Origin of the sequence: Sporosarcina sp. E16_8 (genome assembly GCF_017347095.1) — a bacterium.
Lineage (GTDB): Bacteria > Bacillota > Bacilli > Bacillales_A > Planococcaceae > Sporosarcina.
In genome coordinates, this window is record NZ_JADPRZ010000002.1 from 147877 (window position 1) to 169990 (window position 22114).

The following is a 22114-nucleotide window of genomic DNA, read 5'->3' on the forward strand; positions in this document are numbered from 1 at the left end:
AGAAGTATTCTTAGAGGAGGTCATTAAATTGAGTAAAGTTAAAGAAATACAACAATTTTTACAGAAAGAAAACCTTGACGCAGCATTTATTACTACACCAGATAATGTGTTTTACGTAACGGGATTCCACAGCGACCCGCATGAACGTCTTCTTGGCGTAATGGTATTTAAAGATGCAGAGCCTTTTGTTATTTGCCCCTTGATGGAAGTACCTGACGTAAAAACAGCTGGTTGGTCTTTTGATGCCGTTGGACATGAAGATACAGATGATGCTTGGGAAATCGTTATGGAGGCTGTCCGTAAACGTGGTGAACTCCCTACTTCAATCGCAATTGAGAAATCGCATTTGACAGTGGAGCGACTAGAACGGATGAATCACCTATTTGCAGGTGCTAAATTCGTTCGCCTTGACGAACAGCTTAACGGTATGCGTAACATCAAAAGCGAAGATGAACTAAACAATTTACGTAAAGCCGCCGAACTGGCTGATTACGCAATTGAAGTTGGTTGCAGGGAAATCGCTGAAGGAAAAACTGAACTTGAGATTCTTATGGCAATTGAGTTTGAAATGAAGAAAAAAGGCGTTCAGAAAATGTCGTTCGATACGATGGTTCTTTCTGGTCCGAAAACGGCTTCTCCACACGGTACACCTGGAGATCGTAAAATCCAAAAAGGCGACTTCATCCTCTTTGACCTGGGCGTCGTTTATAATGGCTACTGTTCAGATATTACACGTACAGTCGCGTTCGGTGAACCTACGGATGCAATGCGCGAAATTTATGAAACGGTAAGAAAAGCGGAGCAGGCTGCTGTTGATTTGGTCCGTCCCGGCGTCAAGGCTATGGAAATTGATAAAGCTGCGCGTGATGTAATTGATCAAGCGGGTTACGGTGAATACTTCACGCACCGTATCGGTCACGGACTTGGAATTTCAGTTCACGAGTTCCCATCCATGACTGGTACAAACGAATTTGCTCTTGTGGAAGGAATGGTCTTCACCATCGAGCCTGGTATTTATAATCCTGCAGTCACGGGTGTACGGATTGAAGATGATGTTGTCGTTACAGCTGATGGCGTCGAAGTATTGACCAAGTTCCCTAAAGAATTGCAGATTATTCAACCGTAATGAACAAATGCGCAAGCGGCTGTAACAGATGAACGCAGCCTAAGTTCGCCGCGTCCTGTGACAATAAGGAGGGATTGCAGTTCAATCCCTCCTGGCTTCATCCATATCCTGTGTGCATCCGAGCCTTTAGACGCTGGAGACTGGACGCGTAATCTCTATGTTGCTGCTTATCCACAGTTCGTGATTTTAAAGTTTCCTAAACTACGGAAAAAGGCTGTCCACACTCTAACAAGTGTGGACAGCCTTTTTATATCTGCAGGAACTTTTGCTGATTCTAGTTAAATATTATTGATTCAATAGGGTTTCAGCGGATACATATTCAACACCTTGAGCATCTGCTACAGCTTTATATGTAACATGCCCTTCCATTGTGTTGATACCTTTTTGAAGAGGAACATTGTCCAAACAAGCTTGTTTGTAGCCTTTGTTCGCAATTTGAAGTGCGTAAGGAACTGTAACGTTCGTTAATGCAGTTGTTGAAGTTTGTGGAACCGCACCTGGCATATTCGCTACCGCATAGTGAACAACACCATGTTTAACATAAGTTGGCTCATCATGAGTCGTTACACGATCCGATGTTGCAAAAATACCACCTTGATCGATTGCGATGTCTACAAGAACAGATCCTGGTTTCATTGATTTAACCATCTCTTCTGAGACCAGTTTCGGTGCTCTCGCTCCAGGGATCAAAACAGCCCCGATAACAAGGTCCGCATTTTTCACCGACTCAGCAATGTTGAATGGATTTGAAACAAGTGTCTGTATATCATTGCCGAAGATTTCGTCTAATTGACGCAGACGATCGACTGACAAGTCAAGAACTGTTACTTTCGCACCCATTCCAACTGCAATACGAGCAGCATTTGTTCCAGCTTGTCCACCACCAATAACAGTTACGTGACCGCGTGAAACGCCCGGCACGCCACTCAATAGAATACCTTTACCGCCATTTGTTTGTTGTAAATATTGTGCACCGATTTGTGTAGCCATACGCCCTGCAACTTCACTCATAGGAGCCAGAAGAGGCAACGAGTTGTTTGGAAGCTGTACTGTTTCGTAAGCAATCCCTACAACTTTATTGTCAAGAAGTGCTTTTGTCAATTCCACTTCAGGAGCAAGATGCAAATAAGTGAACAAGATAAGCCCTTCACTGAAATGACCATACTCAGCAGAAACTGGTTCCTTTACTTTCATAACCATATTTACATTCCATGCTTCTTCTGCAGTTGCAACGATTTTAGCTCCAGCTTTAGTGTAATCCTCGTCCGTAAAACTTGAACCTAGACCCGCACCTTTTTCAATGATAACTTCATGACCTGCTGACTTTAAGTTAAAGACGCCTGCAGGTGTCATAGCGACACGGTTTTCGTTGTTTTTCACTTCTTTTGGGACACCAATAATCATTGCAATTCCTCCTAGAGATAACGTTTAGTTAGTTGGCCATTTGAAAAAGTTAATCTTCAATCAGGAGGTCTTAATCCCCCACTGATTGTTGGTTTAACCATTGGGGCTTTTACGAGCAGTTGCCCCCCCACTAATCCTTCTCATTTCCTCGAAGACTTGAAGTGGGGGTCTTACTGCTCGTTAATGCGGTATAAGTTTTCATCCGGACCAATCTATTTTTAATATTATCAGATAGTAAGGGTTTTTGCTGTACTTTATCAATTCGCAGAATATTCTATTTGGTATAAGTCTTATTATTCGCCATATTTTTTAAACCTTTATTCAAAAGCGTAACAATTTTGTCGAAATTAAAACTATTCATTACTTTATTTTTTTATTCTAAAAGGTTTTTCTCCCTTTCTTATAGAAGTAAGTAAGTATACCAATCTAAGGATGGAGTGAGTTAAATGACATTAGTATACAAACAAATTCTTGTTGCTGTCGACGGATCAAAAGAATCAGAGTGGGCTTTCAAAAAAGCGGTGGCAATTGCTGATAGAAACGAAGCTACGTTAAATTTAATTAACATCATCGACACACGCTCGTATGCTGCAGTTGAGGCTTATGATCGGTCGATTGCCGAGAGAGCACAGAAGTTCGCAGAAGAATTGTTAAACAACTACAAATTGGAAGCCGAGAAAGCTGGCTTGCAGCACGTCAATGTCATGGTAGAATACGGGTCACCAAAAACAATGATTTCTAAAGACATTTCAAAAAGACTAGTTGCAGACCTTATCATTTGTGGCGCAACTGGATTGAATGCGGTCGAACGTTTCCTAATCGGTAGTGTATCCGAAAACATCGTCCGCTCCGCAAAATGTGACGTCCTTGTCATTCGTACACCTGAAGCATTATAAGAACAAAAGCGCAAGCGCCTGCAACAGATGAACGCAGCCTAAGTACGCTGCGTCCTACGGTAATAAAGAGGGATGCGGTTTTAATCCCTCTCAGCTGCGTGCCCCACATCCTGTGAGCCTCCGAGCCTCTAGGTGCTGGTGTCTGAACGTGAAATCTCTATGTTACATTTTATCCACAGTATGAGTTTTATAGATCCCTAGGTAATAATAAAAAAAGTAGCCAATTATTTCCCTAATCCGTTCAGTTGAGTGGTACAAAACACAAATTAAAGCACGAAAAAGACCGCTAATTCTCATATGAATTAGCGGTCTTTGAAATTCCTATACATCAATGTTACAAACAAATCGCACATACTCTAACAATTGAATTGACAGATGAATTAAACGACCTACAAAAATTATTGTAAGGTGACATTTTCGTGTCAAAACCAACTCTAATTCAGTGGTTAATTTGAAGGGAAATGGAGAGGGAAAAGATGAGATTTATTCAACCAAAAAATGCAGAAGGTATAAAACAACTTTCATTTTTATCGAAAGTGACCTGTTAGAAAAGTATCTTGCCTCAAGCCAAGATACTTTTATGATTCATTTTTATTATAACCTAAAACTTGCCCCTCCACGCTATCTAGCGGTAATACCCCGAACTCTCTACTGTCCGTCCCTCTCCACCATTGGTCCACTAAAACAAATACTGTGTCTTCTACCACTTTTACGGGGTCCATATTAGTCGCAAAATATTCCTTAGCAGATTCTATATTCACACTTTCGAGAGTGTCCTTTCTATTAAAATATGCTTCTTCTTCCATTCCCAATATAGTTGCTTTAGCATAAAAAGCATCTACTATTTTGTCATCAATAAAAACTTGCCCTTCTTTTATTTCAACAGTTTCACCTGGTAAACCAACTACCCTTCCAATATAATATTCAGGCGACTGAGGGTAACGCTTAAGGACAGCCACAGGTGTTTTATAGTAAATTACATCCCCGCGATTCACATCCAAATAACTAAGCTCCACAACCAATTCACTATGAGCGAATGTGTCATAATCGTGGTTCCCCCTGTCCATTGCATCCGAACTCCATTCTATTAATGCAGTGTTTTCAGTAGTTTCGACCACCATGACTTCTGGTTTTGTATTTTCATCCTTTATTGTCTCCGCTGAACAAGATGCTAAGAAAAGAATAATCACCACTATACTTATTTTTTTCAAATCCACCATCTCCTTTTAATCATTATACCCGAGATTCAAAAGACCCCCTTTTCAAAATTGAGTTTTCTGCTAACTGGCGTTTTAATAGAATACTCATTTTTAGTGATTATTAACATACAAAGTGTATGAAGATGGAAAGATTGGGCAAAGAAAAAACACCTAAACCCGCTATCATTCCCTTTGTGAGAGAACATACGAATTGAGGTGCTATCTTATGGTTGAATGTATATCCTATCGTGAGTTATAAACCTTGCGATTTGTTCTGTTATTTTGATTTTTGTACAAATCTACTGAACGGGTTATTATTTCCCGGGCAACTCTTTTTTAACTAACAACCAATTGGATAATTTATAACTTCGCAACACGCATCGTATCTCGCGCAATCATAACTTCTTCATTGGTCGGGATCACTAACACCTTAACTGGAGAGTACGGGAAACTGATATGCACTTCCTTGCCCCTAATAGTATTCAAATCTGGGTCAACGTAAACCCCCATAAATTCAAGACCTTCCAACACTTTCTTACGAATGACATCACTATTTTCACCGATTCCAGCTGTAAAGATAATCGCATCCACTCCACCCATCCTCGCCGCATACGAACCAATGTATTTATGAATTCGATCTGCAAAGACGTCTAGAGCCAATTGTGCACGCGCATTCCCTTTTGAAGCTTCGATTTCAATATCACGTAAATCGCTTGAAAACCCTGAAATAGCAAGCATTCCTGATTGTTTATTCAAAACGTCCAGCACTTCTTCAACCGTCTTTCCCGTCTGCTCCATAATATACGGGATAAGTGCGGGATCAATATTTCCTGAACGCGTTCCCATCGTCACACCTGCAAGGGGCGTAAAACCCATCGATGTATCGAGAGATTTCCCACCCTCAACAGCCGCAATACTCGCACCATTTCCCAAATGACAGGAAATAAGACGCGTACCTTCAAGTGGACGATTTAATAATCCCGCAGCACGTTCTGTTACATACTTATGGCTTGTGCCATGGAAACCGTATTTCCGAATTCCATATTTCTCATAATACTCGTAAGGTAACGGATAGAGAAAAGAACTTTCAGGCATCGTCTGATGGAATGCCGTGTCAAAAACCGCAATAGCAGGCACATTAGGCAACGCTCTTCTAAATTCCTTAATGCCAACTATGTTTGCCGGATTATGGAGTGGAGCAAGGTTTGAGAGTCCCTCAAGGGTTGCGATTATATCATCATTAATGAGTACGGCATCACTGAAAATTTCGCCGCCATGAACAACACGGTGACCGATTCCATCAATTTCATCGAATGAACGAACGACCCCTTCACTGATTAACATTTTAAGAACCATGGATACAGCCTCGGTATGATTCTGGATATCTTGACTCTTTTCTACTCTGCCTTGTTCGAACTTCATAATGAAAACCGATTCTGAAAGACCAATTCGATCAATTTGACCTTTTGCCGTTACGTGCTCTTCTGGCATCTGGAGAAGCTGAAACTTCAAGGACGAACTTCCAGCGTTTATCGCTAAAATGTTCCGCATATAAAGCGCTCCTTTTAAGCTAATTTCTTTACTAGGCAAATCTAAACAATTAGCTACTCCGCGAGTCTAGATTTACTCTTTATTCAGTAGACCAAATATCAATTTTCTGAAGAAAAAGGGCCATGGCATGCTTATCAGTCATATTCGGAACTTTCGCAAGGAGGACATCATGTGACACTTTCGCTTCGGGTAAAGGTTTTTGTAAGATTAGTATGCTTTTCGCATGTGCTACATTTTTAAATAACGAATCAGGTAACTGAATAATTGCTCGGATATTCGTTTGTTTTTTCAAATAGGGATGCAATATCGGCGATTGATCAGACTCAAACAAATTCGCGGGTATGATGAATACACCGTGCCCACCTGGTTTCGTATGCTTCATTGATTGTTCAATGAACAGATGATGTGCATAAGCATGTCCCTCTGCAGGCATCAATTCATAATTGAGTGCATTTTCATCATCAGGATAAAATCCGACTGGTAAATCGCTTATGGTGATGTCGACCGGATCGACAAATAAAGGCCGCAATGCATCCTGGACATAGAAAGTGACAGGGTGTTCAAGTAATTCCGCAGTCACAGCAGACAATCTCACTAACAAATCATCAATTTCGATTGCTGTTGCTGTGACATCATTCTCAATTGTGTTCATGACCGTATAGAGGAGATTTCCTGTACCAGCTGCAGGATCTAGGAGAGTAATGCCTTGTTCACCTGTCACCAATTTCCCAGCGATATGTCCAATGAGCATCCCAATTGAATCAGGAGTCATCTGGTGGTTAGGCTGTACATTTTGCTTCATCCCTTTCAGGACTGCAAGCTGGATACCTCTACGAATATCCTCTTTCGTTACTGCTTCTGATATCTTAGGTTGCGATTCTCCTGAAAGCCACTTTTGACAAATGTCAATAATTGCTTCTAGGTAAAGTACTTCTGTAGATTCTGCATATGCATCAATGAATGAAAATATTTTCTCTGTATTTGTTGTCATTTAGTTATCCCTCAACTCACAAAACCCACCCGTTTCCGAGTGGGTTTTAATTAGTATTTTTTAATTACTTCGTTAATTCTTTTACCGCTAAAATCGCTTTTTCATAGTCAGGATGGTCTGTGCCTTCGCCGACATACTCAACATAAGTCACTTTATCATCTTTATCGATAACGAAGACTGAACGTGCAAGCAAGCGGAGTTCTTTCATTACAACGCCGTACGCTTCTCCAAAGGATAGATCCCGATGATCGGATAGTGTTTGTAGATTTTCAATACCTTCAGCAGCACACCATCTCGCTTGTGCAAAAGGAAGATCGGCAGAAATCGTCAACACTTGAACGTCATCTCCCAGAGATGCAGCCTCTTCGTTAAATTTACGCGTCTGCGTTGAACAGACACCCGTATCAATTGAAGGAATCACACTGATTAACCTGATCTTCCCTTTCGAATCGGCAAGTGTCACCGGACTCAAATCGTTCGCAAGCGCTGTAAAATCTTGCGCAGTATCACCTACTGCAACTTCTTTTCCAAGCAATGTAACAGGGTTGTTCTTGAATGTAACGTTAGCCATTATGACGCCTCCTCTTCTAAGTCTATCTTACTAAATGATAGTACTGTCTTGCAACTGTTGTCCCTCAATCCGCTTTCGGTAATCTACACGCATCTCTTTTTCATAAGAATGCTCATGTTCGACAACTGTATCAGCGAATAAGTCATGCAATGCTTCTTTTCTAGGCATGAATAGGACTAGCAGATAAGGGATGACCAACATTTTCGATATGAATCTTCCCATGACTTCACGGAATACGACAGACCCCCACGTAAGCTTGCCTCCGTCTTTAGCTGCAACTTTTATGCCCATGATCATCTTCCCTACTGTCTGCTGTAAATACTTCGTCATTAGTGTGAAGTAAAGCAACAGCAAGATAAGGATTGTGACTTTATAGGTGCTGAAAAAGAAGAACGGGGGATTAGTAATCTCCCAACCTGCAACTCGAAAAATCGGTTTGATGATAATCCCGCTTATTGCTGATAAAACAAGTAGATCGATTGCATATGCCCAGAGTCGCGTCCAGAAACCCGCATACTTTGCCCGATAATGCACTGCTTGAATAGTCTCGTAATCCGGAACAGGCGTCGCAGCAGTGGCATTTCCAGTCAGATCTGAATGTTGTTCAATATGTTCCGACATTTGCTAGCCCTCCTTATTTTTCACCATATAAATACATCATCCGTGGTGCATTATAATCGTTTAATAACTTGCCAATCAGTTCAGACTCAATAGTACTGCCAAACATATTTCCTGCCTTCACACCGAACATAGAAGTCCAACTATCAAGGGACGTATACTCAAAGACAGTGGCATCTTGAAGATTATTATCTTCTTTCATCGCAGTGATAACATCGCCCACCTTGCCGTATTCGTCTGCAAGTCCAGCTTCGATTGCCTGACGCCCATTCATGATACGGCCATCAGCTACTTTTTTCACTTCAGCTTCCGTCATGCCGCGGCCCTCTACGATAATATCAACGAAACGCTCGTAGGAATCATTTATCATTTCTTGAAGCATAACGCGTTCTTCGTCTTTCATCTCACGCGATCCACTCATAATATCTTTGTAAGGACCTGTTTTTATCGTGTTGAAATCAATGCCGTATTTCTCGGCAAGTTTCGCATAGTTAACACTTTCCATAATAACTCCGATTGAGCCTGTAATCGTTTCGCGATTAACAAATATCTTATCGGCTGGTGCTGACACATAATAACCGCCTGAAGCAGCCATTCCACCCATCGAAACATACAGCGGAATCTCTCTTTCTACTTGAATCAGGCGAAGGGCATCATAAATATCTGCTGATTCAACAACTCCACCACCAGGTGAATTCACCTCAAGGACAACACCTTTCACACTAGTATCCTCAAGAATCGCTGTTAGCTGATTCATAAAATATTGATGATTATAGCCCCCAGATTGGAAAAGGGATGATGTATCCCCCAAATCCTGAATAACGCCATTAAGCGAGAGGACGGCAATTTTATCCTTACCGTTTCCTTCCTCAATAATCGTTTCCTCATACCCTGAAGTTGACGTTGCCATCATGTCTTCAAAGAAACCGTTGAAGTCTCTCGTAAATATGTACGATAGCGAATTGATGCCTACAGAAACAAAAACAAGTACCGTAGCGACGATGATCGCAATCCATCGTTTAATTGTCATTTCAAATTCCTCCATTTCATTTCATTACCTTATACGTTCCGGCACACCAAAATGTTTCACTCCATGGTAAAATCAGTATAACTTATTCAGAGGGGGCTTTGTGTAATGACAGATCGAATGAATATTTTTATTTACAGTAAACATGATGAAGATTCACTTGATAAAAAATCCAAAGTAGCAGAGGCGTTGAGTCATGAGGGTTTTACAATGACCGACAACGATAAAGATGCGAATATTATCATCAGTATCGGTAGCGATGGTTCGTTTTTACAAGCGGTTCGAAAAACCGGTTTCCGGCAGGATTGTTTGTATGCCGGCATTTCTTTAACTGGTAAACCCGGACTTTACTGTGATTTTCATTATAATAATCTTTTCGAAATGACGCAGACCATTCGTAAAGCAGGACTTGAAGTGAGAAAATATCCGCTTATCGAAGTAAAGATTGATAATCACCAACCATTCTATTGCCTAAATGAATTCAGTATTCGCTCAAATATTATTCGGACATTCGTCCTAGATGTCATTATTGACGATAAACTGTTCGAAACATTCCTTGGTGATGGACTAATAATTTCCACACCAACTGGTAGTACTGCTTACAATAAATCAGTCAATGGAGCAGTTGTTGATCCGTTACTTCGGTGTTTCCAAGTGACTGAACTTGCTTCCGTAAACAATAATAAATACAGAACACTTGGCTCGTCCTTCATTTTGAGCGGCGAACGCAAATTTCAACTAAAAGTTCATCAGGATGGCAACGTTTTCCCATTAGTCGCCGCCGATAATGAAGCGCTTGGGATTCGCCAGGTTGAAAGTGTGGAAATTAGATTAAGCGATAAAACGGTGAAAACAGTAAAACTTAAAAATAACTCCTTTTGGGAGAAAGTGCAGCGAATATATTTATAAAAGATTACTTCTGTCGATTAACTATTACCCTCCACAAGACCTAGAAAGCTATGTCAAAAAACCTTCATTTGGACTAGTATGTTTTCGACTCGCTTTCGGCAAAATATTCACGACAGGCTTGGGGAGGAATTGCAGTTCATTCCTCCTCGAGGGATAAGGGCGATAGCATTTCTTCTTGGAGTTATTGGGTCAAAGTATGTAAGGGAATACGGTTCTTCACCAAAGCTGAATTTATGTTGTGGATTTATCATATTAACAATTCCTTGCTCCCCTGTCGAATCACTCACTGCTTTACTGAATATAGCTATTTAATTTTATCCTTCCTTTCTAATAATAGACGCGCATTAGTCAGTACAGTCCCGTAATATAGTTCTATTAACGGAAGAAGCCTGTTAGCGATATCGAGTTTTTTTCTTTTCAAATGAAGTTATTGAAAGACCATCCATTACTTTTGTTTCTCCAGTTTTTATAAATCCGTTTTTTTCATAGAAGTAGATTGCTGGTGCATTTCTAGAGCCTGTTGATACAATCAGTGTTTCATTACCTTCTCCGACTCTTTCAATGAAAGCCAATAACCTCTTGGCAATTCCTTGTCTAAAATGCTGTGGGTGTACCATTAACCGATGAATATCAATTAGACCCTTTTCCACTTTTATAGAAATGACTCCACTCAGCTCTCCATCTAAATAGCATCCATAGAAAGTTTCTCCACATTGTTGTAATGTGCTAACCGAATCCCTTAATGGTGGAATGTCATAGAAATTGATCAGCTCCGCCTCTACCTTATACGAAGGGATTTGAACGCTTAATACCTCTTCAGCAATTTTAGGATTTGTAATATCTATTTTTTCAATCACTATTATCCTCCTTTTATTTCCGTCGAATATATGAATACGTTTATAAATTGAGCGCAGACGCCTTACTAGGGATAGCCGAAGCGGTTTGATGGAATTCTTTATTTCAACATATAAAGAGAGACTTTTTCATTTACAGGAGGTTCTTCTTCATTTTCATAACTTCAATTACTTTAGACACGGTAAAGAGTAACAATGCTGACCAAATGAAAGCGAACGACAATAACTCAATTCCCCCGAACGTTTCTTTATAAATGACAACTCCGAGAAACAGCATCATTGTTGGTGCTATGTATTGAAGAAAGCCTGCCATATACAACGGTATTCTTTGCACGCCTTTTGCGTACATAATAAGAGGCAAAGCTGTTGCTACACCTGTTAGGATAAGTAAAATGTCCGTCTTGAGATCGGAATGTAAGAATACTGCATTGCCTTCCATTAATAGCCACACATAATAGATGACAGCAAATGGGACAATGAAGAACGTTTCAATCGTCAACCCACGCAGTGCATCTACCTTAATTTTTTTCTTGATAAGACCGTAGACAGCAAACGTTATGGCAAGTGTAAATGCCAGCCACGGAAACTTCCCGTATGAAACCGTCAAGATTGTGACTCCAGTTGCCGCCAGTAAAAAAGCGACCTGCTGTGCTCTTGATAGCTTTTCTTTCAAGAAAAATATTCCAAGTAGTACCGATATTAGCGGGTTGATATAATAACCAAGACTTGATTGAACAATATAATTATTATTCACAGCCCATATATAGACAAACCAGTTCGTCGAAACAAGTGCTGAAGCTGCGAACAAAGCCCAAAAGTCTCTTTGCGATGCCCACAGTGTCTTTATATCATCCTTAAGATGACGTCCATTTTTCATAAGAAGAACCACTATTAGCGTCAGGACAAATGCCCACACGATGCGACTCACTAATATTTCTGCACTTGCCACATGCTCAAGGCTTTTCCAATAAATCGGCATAATCCCCCAAATAAGATACGAACCGATTGCCCAAAGGACACCGCTTTTTTCTGTTTGCATCACGACGCCCCCAACTATTTTGATTACCGAAATAATGGACTAAGTATAGACCCATTAATTCGCTACGTAAAGATGTGATTATGTAGCAACACAAATAACCTCTCCGGAAATTCTAAAAACCGCTTTATAAGTCCGGAATAACCCGTTCTTAAAAAGCGGCTTGTTTTCTGGAATGTATTACTGTTGCTCTTGCTTCCTTAATTCAATTCGCATGATTTTCCCTGAAGCAGTTTTCGGCAAAGTATCCAAGAATTCAATTTTACGTGGATATTTATAAGGCGCTGTCAAACTTTTTACATGATCCTGCAATTCTTTTACGAGACCATCTTCATTTTTGCGTTCTGGATCTCGTAGCACCACGAACGCTTTAACAATATTCCCCCGCACTTCATCCGGACTTGCTACGACTGCGCATTCACGGACTGCGGGATGCTTCGTCAATGCATCTTCTACTTCAAATGGTCCAATGGTGTAGCCGGAACTGATAATAATGTCATCCCCGCGACCTTCAAACCAGAAATAACCGTCCTCATCCATTTTTGCACGGTCACCTGTTACGTAATAATCACCTCGGAACTGCATTGTTGTCCGTTCTGGATCTTTTAAATACTCCTTAAATAATGCAGGTGTCGATACGTGTACCGCAATGTCTCCAACTTCCCCTGGTGCAGCCGGGTTACCTTCATCATTAATGATGTCGACCTTATTGCCAGGCGTTGGTTTTCCCATTGAACCAGGTCGAGCTTCCATACCAAGCATCGTTCCTACAAGCAATGTATTTTCCGTCTGGCCGTAACCATCTCTTACAGGAAGCGAAAAAATCTTGTCAAATATATCGATGACTTCACGATTAAGCGGTTCTCCAGCCGAGACTGCACTATGGATAGATGAAAGATCATAATCCCCCAGATTTTCCGCTTTCGCTATAAACCGGTATTCCGTTGGTGTACAACATAATACATTCACTTGATACTGGCCTATTAACTCCAAATAAGTCGTCACATCAAACTTCCCATCATATATGAGTCCAGTTGCTCCACTACCAATAACCGATAAGAAAGGTGTCCAAATCCATTTTTGCCACCCTGGCGCAGCCGTAGCCCAGACAACATCTCCTTCATTAATACCCAACCAGCTCGCTCCTGTTGTTCGTAGATGTGCATATCCCCAACCGTGTGTATGAACGACTCCTTTTGGTTTCCCAGTCGTTCCCGATGTGTAGGATAGAAATGCCATATCCGAACTTTTCGTTTGCGGTGCTGTGAACTCCGCTGATGCAGTTTCCATTAGGCCTGTTAATGAAAGTTGATCTTTCTTCGCCTCACCGACAACGAATAACTTGACATCCCCCATATTTTTTACATCATTAAATTGATCGGTAAATGCATCGAACGCAACGATCGCTTTAGCGTCACTATGTGCCAATCGATATTCGATATCGGAAGACCGTAGCATTTCTGAACTTGGGATTACGACAAGCCCCGCTTTAAGTGCGCCGATATACGTCACATATGCTTCGATTAGCCTTGGAACCATCACAAGAACGACATCACCCTTGTCAAGTCCGTTCGATTTAAAGACATTGGCCGCTTTATTCGCTGAAGTGATTAATTCATCATATGTAATTTCTTTCTTGATTCCTTGTGCATTGACATAAATAAGCGCTTTTTTCCCTGTACCTGTTGCGTACTTTTCAAATTCACTGACAAGATTATATTGTTCTGGCGCAATCAATTGTTCACGGTTCATGCAAACTCCTCCTTAGACGTATTATCTAAGTATACAAACAAAGGACCGATAATTCAAAACAAATTTACTTTTCGGAATAAACCCAAGGGTATTTCATGAATTTCTAACTACTATTTGTTAGAAATTCGAAAAGCTGTCTCGGAATAGTTCCGAGACAGCTTTTCATTAAACAATTATTCTTAGTAACCCTTCATCTGTTCTTGAGCCTGTCGCACTAAGCGCTTTGTAATTTCTCCGCCGACGGATCCGTTGGCACGCGCTGATGCATCTGGTCCCATTTGTACGCCAAACTCTGCTGCGATTTCATTTTTCATTTGATCCAATGCTTGTCTTACGCCTGGAACTACTAACTGATTCGAGTTGCCGCTGTTGTTGTTCGCCATAATTGCCACCTCCTTATACAATTAGAATGTGCTAGTTGCAGAAATTCATGTAAAAATTGTAGGTGGTAAAGTTTGTTAACTACGTTGAAATTGGTTAAGACATTATACTTTTGGTTACACTTTAGAAGCGAAGGCTGCTTTGGAAAACACCTAGCTCAGCTTTGCATTTTAAAGTTATTTTTGGTATCCGTTCATTTGTTGTTGCGCTTGACGTACTAGTCGCTTAGTAATTTCTCCACCGACCGAACCGTTAGCGCGTGATGATGCATCTGGTCCCATTTGTACGCCGAACTCTGATGCAATTTCATTTTTCATTTGGTCAAGTGCTTGTCTTGCACCTGGAACTTCTAACTGATTTGAATTACCACTGTTGTTGTTTGGCATGTTTGTCACCTCCTTGTGCACATAGAATGTGCCGTTTACAAAACTTTATGCATTTATTTGTTTTGGTAATGTCCACCAATTACTTAAAATGGTTTAAACACCCGCATTTTTACATATACTATATTGGCGAAAAGTTGTTCTGAAACATCTTTCCACTATATAAATCTTTATTTGTTGCCATTCATTTGTTGTTGTGCCTGACGCACTAATCGCTTTGTAATTTCTCCGCCGACGGATCCGTTGGCGCGCGATGATGCATCTGGCCCCATTTGTACGCCGAATTCTGATGCAATCTCATTTTTCATTTGATCAAGTGCTTGTCTTACGCCTGGAACTACTAGCTGATTCGAGTTGCCGCTGTTGTTGTTCGCCATGTTTATCACCTCCTTGTGCACATAGAATGTGCCAGTTAATAAAATTCATGCATGAATTTTAAATGGTAAATACCGCCAAAAGTCTAGGGTTAGTTTAACTAACCATCCTTCTGCTAACACTATATAAGCTAAAAAGCTGCATCAGACAATGTCCGATGCAGCTTTTTAGCTTATATAGGTTGAAATAAAGTATTCCATTGAACCTCATTCGGCTGCCCCTTGTAAGGCACCTCCGCTCAGTTTATATCGATATTGCTTTAATCAACATATAGTTCTTCTATTTGATCGAGTGCCAGTTATTCCGAATCCATTTAACCTTAGTCCCAATTTCTATGTGCGTATAGAATGCATCACAAACGGAATTTCATACAAGGGATGAAAACAGTAATTGATTGGTTCAAATGTTAATTGAGCTTGCTCAATTAACTCATTTCATAATTTGTGACATCCGCCGAAGGCTTAAATTGAATCAGCAGGGACTTCTGCTGATTCAAGTTAAAGCAGGTCTTCGAAGTCGTATTTTTGTTGCAGCGGCAATTCAACTATTTGTCGTTTTTCAATCGCTTCTTCAATCATTGGTTCGAAATCAGTGAAGCTTTCATAATAAGCAACTTTTTCAAGCTTCGGTTTTGTTTTCGGGTTTGATGATGAGAAGATTGTACAGCAATCTTCATAAGGTCTGATTGAAATTTCGTATGTGCCAATCTTTTGGGCAATATCTATAATATCCAGTTTGTCCGTTGCAATGAGCGGGCGCAAAATAGGTGAAGTAGTCACAGCATTAATAGCAGTTAAGCTTTCCAGCGTTTGACTTGCGACTTGTCCAAGGCTTTCTCCTGTTACAATCGCGAGTGCACCTTCTTCTTCGCGTACTTTATCAGCAATTTGTAGCATTAATCTCCGTGTTGTCGTCATTGAAACATTATCCGGTACTTGACTGACAATCGCTTGCTGGATTTCAGTGAATGGTATTATATGAAGCCTAACCGATGCTCCGAATGAACTTAACTTCTCTGCAAGGTCTATCACTTTCTTTTTAGCCAAATCACTTGTGAACGGTGGACTCGCAAAGTGAATTGCATCAATCGACACACCACGCTTCATCATTAGGTAGCCTGCAACAGGGCTGTCAATACCGCCTGACAGCATAAGTATTGAATGACCATTCGAACCTACTGGCATACCGCCTGCTCCTTCATACACTTTAGCTGTTATAAAAGCTCCTTCTATTCTAATATCAATGTGTAATACAATATCAGGTTTTTTCATTTTCACAATGAGGTCTGGGAAGCTACGCAACACATGCGACCCAACTTCCAGCTGCAACTCATTTGTCACAAGCGGAAATCTTTTGTCTGTACGTCTCACATCAACTTTGAACGTTTTACCTGCAGTCTCGTCTGCACCAATGACTTCTAACGATTTTTCTTTAATCGCTTCAAGCGTCGCTTCACATTTCGCGACAGGACTGAAAGATTGGATGCCGAAAATATGCGGCAACCTAGCTATCGCTTCTTCCATATCATTTTTGTCTTCCGCAAAAAGAAACATGCGATCACGTTCTGGTTTTATGATTACAGTTTTCAAATCACTCAAAGCATCTTTAATATTATTCCTTAATTTCTTGACGAATAAATTCCTGTTCCGCCCCTTTAATGATATCTCTCCATAGCGTATCAATAGTTCGTTCCATTCCATTACTTATTACCCCTTCCAAGCAGCTCCATGAACCGTGCAAATACTTGCTCGAATTCCACCACATGCTGTTCGATATTATTTTTTCCAAAGCTAATACGAATTACTCCGTTATTGAATTTCCCATTAACACCTATTGCTTCTATAACATGCCCCACAGTACCACTTTTGGATGAACAAGCGCTAGACGTTGAAATCGTTATGCCGTTTTCTTGAAAGAAGTTAACGGCGACTTCCCCTTTCACTTTATAAAAAGCGACAGCTAAAATATGCGACGCCGCCTTATCGGGGGCAAGTACACGAACATTTTCAAATGGCTCCATAAACTTTATAAGGCGATTTCTCCATTGCCTGAAGTCCTTCTGCTCAACATCCGTCGCACTCATTCGGATTGCCTTTGCCATCGCCACTGCGTCAGCTACAGATACGGTACCGCTTCGTATTCCTTTTTCCTGGCCACCGCCATAACTAATTGCTTCTGGCGTCATTCCTTTTCTTAATGCTAGTATGCCCGAACCTTTCAAACCATTAATTTTATGGGCTGAAATCGATATTGCGTCCGGGCCGTCGCCTGTTAATGAAACGGGTAGTTTACCAAAACTTTGAACGGTATCCGAATGAAATAGTGCTCTTGAGTTTTCTTTAATGAGAATGGCGCATTCAGCAATTGGCTGTATTGTACCGATTTCATTATTAACATGCATGATGCTTACAAGTATCGTATCTTTGCGAAGTTTATTTTTCAACTCTTCAACCGAGATCATTCCTTGTTCATCAACCGACAAATAATCAACTTCGAACCCTTGCGTCTCTAAATATCCCATTGAATGGAGAACAGATGGATGTTCAATTTTTGTTGTGATTAGATGGTTGCCTCTTGCATGCAAAGCGCGCGCAAAACCGATAACAGCTAAATTATTGGCTTCCGTACCTCCCGATGTAAATAAAAGCTCTCCGTCAGGTGCACCAAGAATTGATAGGATCTGTTCTCTTGATCGTTCAAGAAGCGTCTCCGCTGCCTTCCCAGCAAGATGTATTGAGGCCGGATTCGCAAAAAAGCGTTTATTCACTTCTACGAAAGATGTAAGCACACCCTCATCGGGAGCTGTTGTAGCGCTATTATCAAAATAAATCATGTGAATCTTCCTTTCATTTTACAAAAAAATGTGATATCCGCCTGAGGCATAACTTGAATCAGCAGGGAGTTTGCACCCCTGCTGATTCAAGTTAAATGCGTGACAAAGCCACCTGCATTATATGCCGGTGGCTATTTGTAGTCTACTTTTTAACTCAGACGTGTTCTTTCACAAGTTCCTCAATTCGTTTCATTGCACCTGGTTCCATTTCTTCTACAGCTGTTGCTGCTTCTTCCAATGCTTTTGCATAACGAAATTGTCTGAATGACTCTTCAGCGTCTAATAGACGAGCGTGAACTTCCGGATTGGATGCACGGTATCTGTTTCCATATTGGATGATCCACTCAATCAGCAATACATTATCAAGCATCTCTTCAATTTTCATGGTTACATCTTCTACAGCCTTCCCAGCGTTCTCCAAATAAGAATCGACAAGATTCATATTAAGCGGTACTTCCTGTAAACTTTGTGTCACGATATAAATTTGTTCATCTGCTTCTTCAAGGCGCGCTTCCATATCATCTGGTATACCAGGAATATTTCCTTTATGTAGCGTACGTTCTGATTTCTGCAATTTACGCGATAGTTCTTCAAGTTTAGTCCGAACATTATTTTCATCAATTCGCAAGTTTTTCATACGATTTTTAAGACTTTCCTGTTCATCTGAAATTTGCTCAAGTTCTTCTGAAATGGATTGCAACTCTTCCTGTAATCCCGAATAAGCAGATACTTGTTCCTCGAGCCTATAAATAAGCATACCAAATCGCTTGTCGAGTGAACCTAACTTTTTGAGGGCTAGTTGTGGAATTTGTGCTTCTTTTTCATCCATTCGATAACTTTGCTGAACAAAAGCCGCCTCGTCTGAAGTTTCTCTTGTCAATTTCGTTATTACGTGAAGTCTATCAGCAATTTGATTGTAGTATCCGTCTACATAATGCTTTGCATTCACTTCATTCTCAAGCGCATCGTAAAATGAATCGATGCGATCATTTATGTCGTTCGTACACTGTTGAACAGATTCAATTTGAAGGTCAGCCATTTTAAACAACAATTCTTCAAGTTCAATCTCAATTGATTTAAGTTGTTCGGTCAGTTCTAGGTGTTGCAAATAATAGGACTGTTCCTCCATCTCTCTCGTCCCATTTCGGAGTTCACGAATCGATGACGGAATTTTGCTTTGTAGTTCAGAAAGCAACGATGGAATTTCGTGGATCAACGTAAAAACATAATCCCCCTTTGCGGATAATGCCATGACAATTTCCCGTGCTAGTAAATAATTACCGTTCGCAGTCAACTCTTCATATTCTATGAATTTCGGATTAAATGATTCCAGTTCCTTTTCGAGTGGATTCGCCGTCATCCCGAATGAATGTTGATGAGCAAGTACCGCTTTTCGAGCGGCACGATGCTGCTCTTTTAATTTTTCCATCTCGATGCGATTTTTCTCTTCACTACCAACTAGTTCGTTTAACTCATACAAAATGTCATTCATTTTTTTATCGCAAAAACGAATTTTTTCTTGAATTTCCTTCTCCAAATCCGTTGCTTTTCTAAAACGGAAACGATCCACTACATCCTCTACATCAAATAATAATGTATCAATTTTCGGCATATGTACGTCCATCAATTCTGTCCATTCACTGCGCCACCGTTCGAATTTCTCTTCAGTTTCGCCTGTCATGTTCAATTGTTTCACTTTCGTCATCTCTTCTAAGATAGGTTTGTGTTGGATTTGTAACTTCTCTTGCTCCAATCGACCAATTTCCTGGATATGTTTGCGCCTGAATAAGAAGGCGATTGTCGTCAATATGATAAGTGCTACTATAGCAATGATGAAGGTTTTCATCGTGGTCCCCCTGTCCAAGTCACTGTACCATGATATTATCCTATATAGTACCACGTTTAAACCCTTTTAGTTGCGAATATGAATGATTTATAGGGAAAAAACTGTTTTCCACCCTAATAATCGACAAAGATTGTTAATAAACGTCTTAATATGTATACTTATTTAAATAAAATATACTAACAAGGGGTGTTCTATTTGTTTCAAGAAATTGACTATGCCACTGATTTAAAAGTGAAATATGAACAACTATCAAGTCAATTGGACGCATTATTGACGGGTGAGAAAAATATGTATGCAAACTTGAGCAACGCTTCTGCTTTACTCAACCAATTTTTCGACCGCATCAATTGGGTCGGTTTTTACTTAATGGATGACAAAGAATTAGTGATTGGTCCTTTCCAAGGTCTTCCCGCGTGCATCCGCATTCCTCTAGGAAAAGGCGTCTGCGGAACAGCAGCTGAAACCCAAAAAACAATTACCGTATCTGACGTCAATGCTTTCCCTGGACATATTGCATGCGATGCCGCTTCACAGTCTGAAATCGTCGTTCCTATTTTAAAAGACGGTGTCTTACTAGGCGTCCTTGATATTGACAGCCCCGAGCTGAACCGCTTCACCGAAGAAGATCGAGCTGGATTAGAACATCTTGTCGAGGTACTAGTCAAACATCTTTGAACAATAAACTGCCCTGGCCACCAGACAATCGGTCGCCAAGGCAGTTTTTCGATTGCTTAGGAAATTATAAAATCCAGCTTTGTGAATAGTACTAGTAGGAAGATTTCAGGTCTATTTATTCATAGATAATAAATTATTAGTTTTTCGACTTAGAATAGTGTCTAGCTCCTGGCGCCAGCCGCTCGGAGGCCCGCAGGATGTAGGGTCACGTAGCCATTGCCGCAGGACGCGGCGTACTTAGGCTAGGTTCCTTGAAAGCAATCCATCTAGGAAGGATTGAACTACATCCTTCCCGGGCAAAGACGCCACGTCGTGCCTCCATGGAGCAGGTATGCCGGTCGTTGCGACAGGACGTCGCAATCTTAGACTGTCTTCCCACGAACCGACTTATGCCTGTCGCGGGCCTACAGGATGTAGGTCATGCAGCTGCGTTCCTTTTAAGGCGCCTTTCGCTATTCTTATGTTAAGCCCGCTCAGTAATCGCCGTCTCCATGATTTCGAATGCCGCTTTGAAGTCAGCTATGATATCCTCAGCATGTTCAAGACCGACTGAAAGCCTTAGCAAAGAATCAGTGATACCCATCTGCAGACGCTCCGCCTCCGGAATAACTGAATGAGTCATCGTCGCGGGATGCTGGATAAGCGTTTCTGCGTCCCCCAGGCTGACTGCAATCTTAATGAGAGAAAGGCTATCCATGAATAGCTGAGCCCCTTCTTTACCGCCTTTAATTGTAAATGAAATCAGGCCGCCTCCTGCTCTCATTTGGCGTTTAGCTATTTCATATTGTGGATTGTCTTTATCAAACGGATAGTAGATCTCTTCCACAAGCTTCTGACCTTTTAGATAAGTAATCACTTTTTCCGCATTCGAGGTATGGCGCTCCATGCGAACCGATAACGTCTTCAAACCGCGGATTAAAAGCCAAGCATCGAATGGCGATATGATGCCTCCGAAATCTTTCTGCACGGACATACGGATTGACTCTATTTCTTCTTTGTTGGCTCCGACAAGCAGCCCGGCTATCACATCTCCATGACCGTTAATATATTTTGTTGCGCTATGCAAAACGAAGTCCGCACCGATATCGAGCGGATTTTGCAAATAGGGCGACGAAAAAGTATTATCGACTATAACTCGAAGACCGTGGCGTTTCGCTACATTTACGACTGCGTGAAGATCAACAAGTTCCATTGTTGGATTGATAGGCGTTTCAATATATATACAGACAGTTTCCGGTTTAATAGCACGTTCAATCTCTTTTTCTGTCTTCATCCGAATAAGATCATGGCTGATATTGTATTTCTCATTCAGCATACCAAGAAGTCCGAATGTGCAGCCATAAATTCCACGTGAACACAGAATATGATCACCCGATTTCGTCAAGTGGACGAGAATCGTACTGACTGCAGCCATCCCCGAACCAAACGCAAGTGCACCTTTTCCGTTCTCTAGTGCCGTCATACGCTCTTCTAACACGCGTACAGTTGGATTACCTAGCCTGGAATAAATATTTCCTTCCTCAACACCCGAAAATCGATTCTCCCCTTGCGATGCTGTTTCAAACGAAAAGGTCGATGTTTGGTATAATGGAACCGCTAAACTCCCCTGATGTTCCCTGTCCTCATACCCCTCATGGATGACAATCGTATCTTTGTGAAGGTTTCTTTTGTCCATGTCCATTGCCCC

Annotated in this window: 21 protein-coding genes; 4 read left to right on the top strand and 17 right to left on the bottom strand. The window is 41.0% G+C overall.

Features of this window, described 5'->3' with window-relative positions:
* The first annotated feature begins 28 nt into the window (after nucleotides 1–28).
* Complete coding sequence (locus I2484_RS02540) at nucleotides 29–1126, top strand: M24 family metallopeptidase (RefSeq protein WP_255551012.1); 1098 nt, start codon at nucleotides 29–31, stop codon at nucleotides 1124–1126.
* Between the two features lie 285 nt (nucleotides 1127–1411).
* Here I2484_RS02540 and ald read toward each other — a convergent pair whose 3' ends face one another.
* Entirely contained in the window at nucleotides 1412–2530 is a 1119-nt protein-coding gene (ald, locus tag I2484_RS02545) for an alanine dehydrogenase (protein ID WP_207149451.1), read from the bottom strand.
* A 446-nt stretch (nucleotides 2531–2976) separates the two neighbouring features.
* Here ald and I2484_RS02550 point away from each other — a divergent pair, with 446 nt between their 5' ends.
* Nucleotides 2977–3426: a universal stress protein gene (locus I2484_RS02550; RefSeq protein WP_207149452.1), complete on the top strand. Its 450-nt coding sequence runs from the start codon at nucleotides 2977–2979 to the stop codon at nucleotides 3424–3426.
* Between the two features lie 578 nt (nucleotides 3427–4004).
* Here I2484_RS02550 and lepB read toward each other — a convergent pair.
* The 6 genes from lepB to sppA form a co-directional block, all read right to left on the bottom strand.
* On the bottom strand, nucleotides 4005–4637 hold the full coding sequence (gene lepB / locus I2484_RS02555; protein ID WP_207149453.1) for a signal peptidase I: 633 nt from the start codon (nucleotides 4635–4637) through the stop codon (nucleotides 4005–4007).
* 348 nt (nucleotides 4638–4985) lie between these two features.
* Nucleotides 4986–6176 (bottom strand): acetate kinase, encoded by a 1191-nt coding sequence (locus tag I2484_RS02560; RefSeq protein WP_207149454.1) that lies wholly within the window; start codon nucleotides 6174–6176, stop codon nucleotides 4986–4988.
* 79 nt (nucleotides 6177–6255) lie between these two features.
* Entirely contained in the window at nucleotides 6256–7167 is a 912-nt protein-coding gene (locus I2484_RS02565) for a class I SAM-dependent methyltransferase (RefSeq protein WP_207149455.1), read from the bottom strand.
* A gap of 64 nt (nucleotides 7168–7231) precedes the next feature.
* Nucleotides 7232–7738, bottom strand: coding sequence for a thiol peroxidase (gene tpx, locus I2484_RS02570; protein WP_207149456.1), 507 nt, complete (start codon nucleotides 7736–7738; stop codon nucleotides 7232–7234).
* Nucleotides 7739–7768: 30 nt separating this feature from the next.
* On the bottom strand, nucleotides 7769–8359 hold the full coding sequence (locus I2484_RS02575) for an RDD family protein (protein WP_207149457.1): 591 nt from the start codon (nucleotides 8357–8359) through the stop codon (nucleotides 7769–7771).
* A gap of 13 nt (nucleotides 8360–8372) precedes the next feature.
* Nucleotides 8373–9386 carry a signal peptide peptidase SppA gene (gene sppA, locus I2484_RS02580; protein ID WP_207149458.1) on the bottom strand — a complete coding sequence of 338 codons (1014 nt, stop codon included), beginning with the start codon at nucleotides 9384–9386 and terminating at the stop codon, nucleotides 8373–8375.
* A 105-nt stretch (nucleotides 9387–9491) separates the two neighbouring features.
* Here sppA and I2484_RS02585 point away from each other — a divergent pair, with 105 nt between their 5' ends.
* Complete coding sequence (locus I2484_RS02585; RefSeq protein WP_207149459.1) at nucleotides 9492–10292, top strand: NAD kinase; 801 nt, start codon at nucleotides 9492–9494, stop codon at nucleotides 10290–10292.
* Between the two features lie 392 nt (nucleotides 10293–10684).
* On the opposite strand, the gene I2484_RS02590 is transcribed toward I2484_RS02585, so the two are convergent.
* The 9 genes from I2484_RS02590 to ezrA all read right to left on the bottom strand — a co-directional run bounded on the left by I2484_RS02590 (nucleotide 10685) and on the right by ezrA (nucleotide 19752).
* Nucleotides 10685–11149: a GNAT family N-acetyltransferase gene (locus I2484_RS02590; protein WP_207149460.1), complete on the bottom strand. Its 465-nt coding sequence runs from the start codon at nucleotides 11147–11149 to the stop codon at nucleotides 10685–10687.
* 130 nt (nucleotides 11150–11279) lie between these two features.
* Nucleotides 11280–12185, bottom strand: a complete 906-nt coding sequence (gene rarD / locus I2484_RS02595; protein WP_207149461.1) for an EamA family transporter RarD — start codon at nucleotides 12183–12185, stop codon at nucleotides 11280–11282.
* 177 nt (nucleotides 12186–12362) lie between these two features.
* The gene (gene mbcS / locus I2484_RS02600) at nucleotides 12363–13934 is read right to left on the bottom strand and encodes an acyl-CoA synthetase MbcS (protein WP_207149462.1); all 1572 of its coding nucleotides are present in this window, start codon (nucleotides 13932–13934) and stop codon (nucleotides 12363–12365) included.
* Between the two features lie 179 nt (nucleotides 13935–14113).
* Nucleotides 14114–14317 carry an alpha/beta-type small acid-soluble spore protein gene (locus I2484_RS02605; RefSeq protein ID WP_207149463.1) on the bottom strand — a complete coding sequence of 68 codons (204 nt, stop codon included), beginning with the start codon at nucleotides 14315–14317 and terminating at the stop codon, nucleotides 14114–14116.
* A 174-nt stretch (nucleotides 14318–14491) separates the two neighbouring features.
* Nucleotides 14492–14701, bottom strand: a complete 210-nt coding sequence (locus I2484_RS02610; RefSeq protein ID WP_207149464.1) for an alpha/beta-type small acid-soluble spore protein — start codon at nucleotides 14699–14701, stop codon at nucleotides 14492–14494.
* A gap of 167 nt (nucleotides 14702–14868) precedes the next feature.
* On the bottom strand, nucleotides 14869–15075 hold the full coding sequence (locus I2484_RS02615) for an alpha/beta-type small acid-soluble spore protein (RefSeq protein ID WP_207149465.1): 207 nt from the start codon (nucleotides 15073–15075) through the stop codon (nucleotides 14869–14871).
* A gap of 495 nt (nucleotides 15076–15570) precedes the next feature.
* Complete coding sequence (thiI, locus tag I2484_RS02620; RefSeq protein ID WP_207149466.1) at nucleotides 15571–16773, bottom strand: tRNA uracil 4-sulfurtransferase ThiI; 1203 nt, start codon at nucleotides 16771–16773, stop codon at nucleotides 15571–15573.
* Entirely contained in the window at nucleotides 16773–17906 is a 1134-nt protein-coding gene (locus I2484_RS02625; protein WP_207149467.1) for a cysteine desulfurase family protein, read from the bottom strand. Before I2484_RS02625 ends, thiI begins: the two co-directional genes overlap by 1 nt.
* Before the next feature lie 154 nt (nucleotides 17907–18060).
* The gene (gene ezrA, locus I2484_RS02630) at nucleotides 18061–19752 is read right to left on the bottom strand and encodes a septation ring formation regulator EzrA (protein ID WP_207149468.1); all 1692 of its coding nucleotides are present in this window, start codon (nucleotides 19750–19752) and stop codon (nucleotides 18061–18063) included.
* A 195-nt stretch (nucleotides 19753–19947) separates the two neighbouring features.
* On the opposite strand from ezrA, the gene I2484_RS02635 reads away from it, so the two are divergent.
* Nucleotides 19948–20427 carry a GAF domain-containing protein gene (locus I2484_RS02635; RefSeq protein WP_207149469.1) on the top strand — a complete coding sequence of 160 codons (480 nt, stop codon included), beginning with the start codon at nucleotides 19948–19950 and terminating at the stop codon, nucleotides 20425–20427.
* 463 nt (nucleotides 20428–20890) lie between these two features.
* On the opposite strand, the gene megL is transcribed toward I2484_RS02635, so the two are convergent.
* The gene (gene megL / locus I2484_RS02640) at nucleotides 20891–22102 is read right to left on the bottom strand and encodes a methionine gamma-lyase (protein ID WP_207149470.1); all 1212 of its coding nucleotides are present in this window, start codon (nucleotides 22100–22102) and stop codon (nucleotides 20891–20893) included.
* Between the last annotated feature and the right edge of the window lie 12 nt (nucleotides 22103–22114).

Excerpts from the sequence above, each read along its gene's own strand:
- ald (WP_207149451.1), bottom strand. The coding sequence starts at position 2,530 with ATGATTATTGGTGTCCCAAAAGAAGTGAAAAACAACGAAAACCGTGTC.
- I2484_RS02550 (WP_207149452.1), top strand. The coding sequence starts at position 2,977 with ATGACATTAGTATACAAACAAATTCTTGTTGCTGTCGACGGATCAAAA.
- I2484_RS02560 (WP_207149454.1), bottom strand. The coding sequence starts at position 6,176 with ATGCGGAACATTTTAGCGATAAACGCTGGAAGTTCGTCCTTGAAGTTT.
- I2484_RS02565 (WP_207149455.1), bottom strand. The coding sequence starts at position 7,167 with ATGACAACAAATACAGAGAAAATATTTTCATTCATTGATGCATATGCA.
- tpx (WP_207149456.1), bottom strand. The coding sequence starts at position 7,738 with ATGGCTAACGTTACATTCAAGAACAACCCTGTTACATTGCTTGGAAAA.
- I2484_RS02575 (WP_207149457.1), bottom strand. The coding sequence starts at position 8,359 with ATGTCGGAACATATTGAACAACATTCAGATCTGACTGGAAATGCCACT.
- sppA (WP_207149458.1), bottom strand. The coding sequence starts at position 9,386 with ATGACAATTAAACGATGGATTGCGATCATCGTCGCTACGGTACTTGTT.
- I2484_RS02585 (WP_207149459.1), top strand. The coding sequence starts at position 9,492 with ATGACAGATCGAATGAATATTTTTATTTACAGTAAACATGATGAAGAT.
- rarD (WP_207149461.1), bottom strand. The coding sequence starts at position 12,185 with ATGCAAACAGAAAAAAGCGGTGTCCTTTGGGCAATCGGTTCGTATCTT.
- mbcS (WP_207149462.1), bottom strand. The coding sequence starts at position 13,934 with ATGAACCGTGAACAATTGATTGCGCCAGAACAATATAATCTTGTCAGT.
- I2484_RS02605 (WP_207149463.1), bottom strand. The coding sequence starts at position 14,317 with ATGGCGAACAACAACAGCGGCAACTCGAATCAGTTAGTAGTTCCAGGC.
- I2484_RS02610 (WP_207149464.1), bottom strand. The coding sequence starts at position 14,701 with ATGCCAAACAACAACAGTGGTAATTCAAATCAGTTAGAAGTTCCAGGT.
- I2484_RS02615 (WP_207149465.1), bottom strand. The coding sequence starts at position 15,075 with ATGGCGAACAACAACAGCGGCAACTCGAATCAGCTAGTAGTTCCAGGC.
- thiI (WP_207149466.1), bottom strand. The coding sequence starts at position 16,773 with ATGGAATGGAACGAACTATTGATACGCTATGGAGAGATATCATTAAAG.
- I2484_RS02625 (WP_207149467.1), bottom strand. The coding sequence starts at position 17,906 with ATGATTTATTTTGATAATAGCGCTACAACAGCTCCCGATGAGGGTGTG.
- ezrA (WP_207149468.1), bottom strand. The coding sequence starts at position 19,752 with ATGAAAACCTTCATCATTGCTATAGTAGCACTTATCATATTGACGACA.
- megL (WP_207149470.1), bottom strand. The coding sequence starts at position 22,102 with ATGGACAAAAGAAACCTTCACAAAGATACGATTGTCATCCATGAGGGG.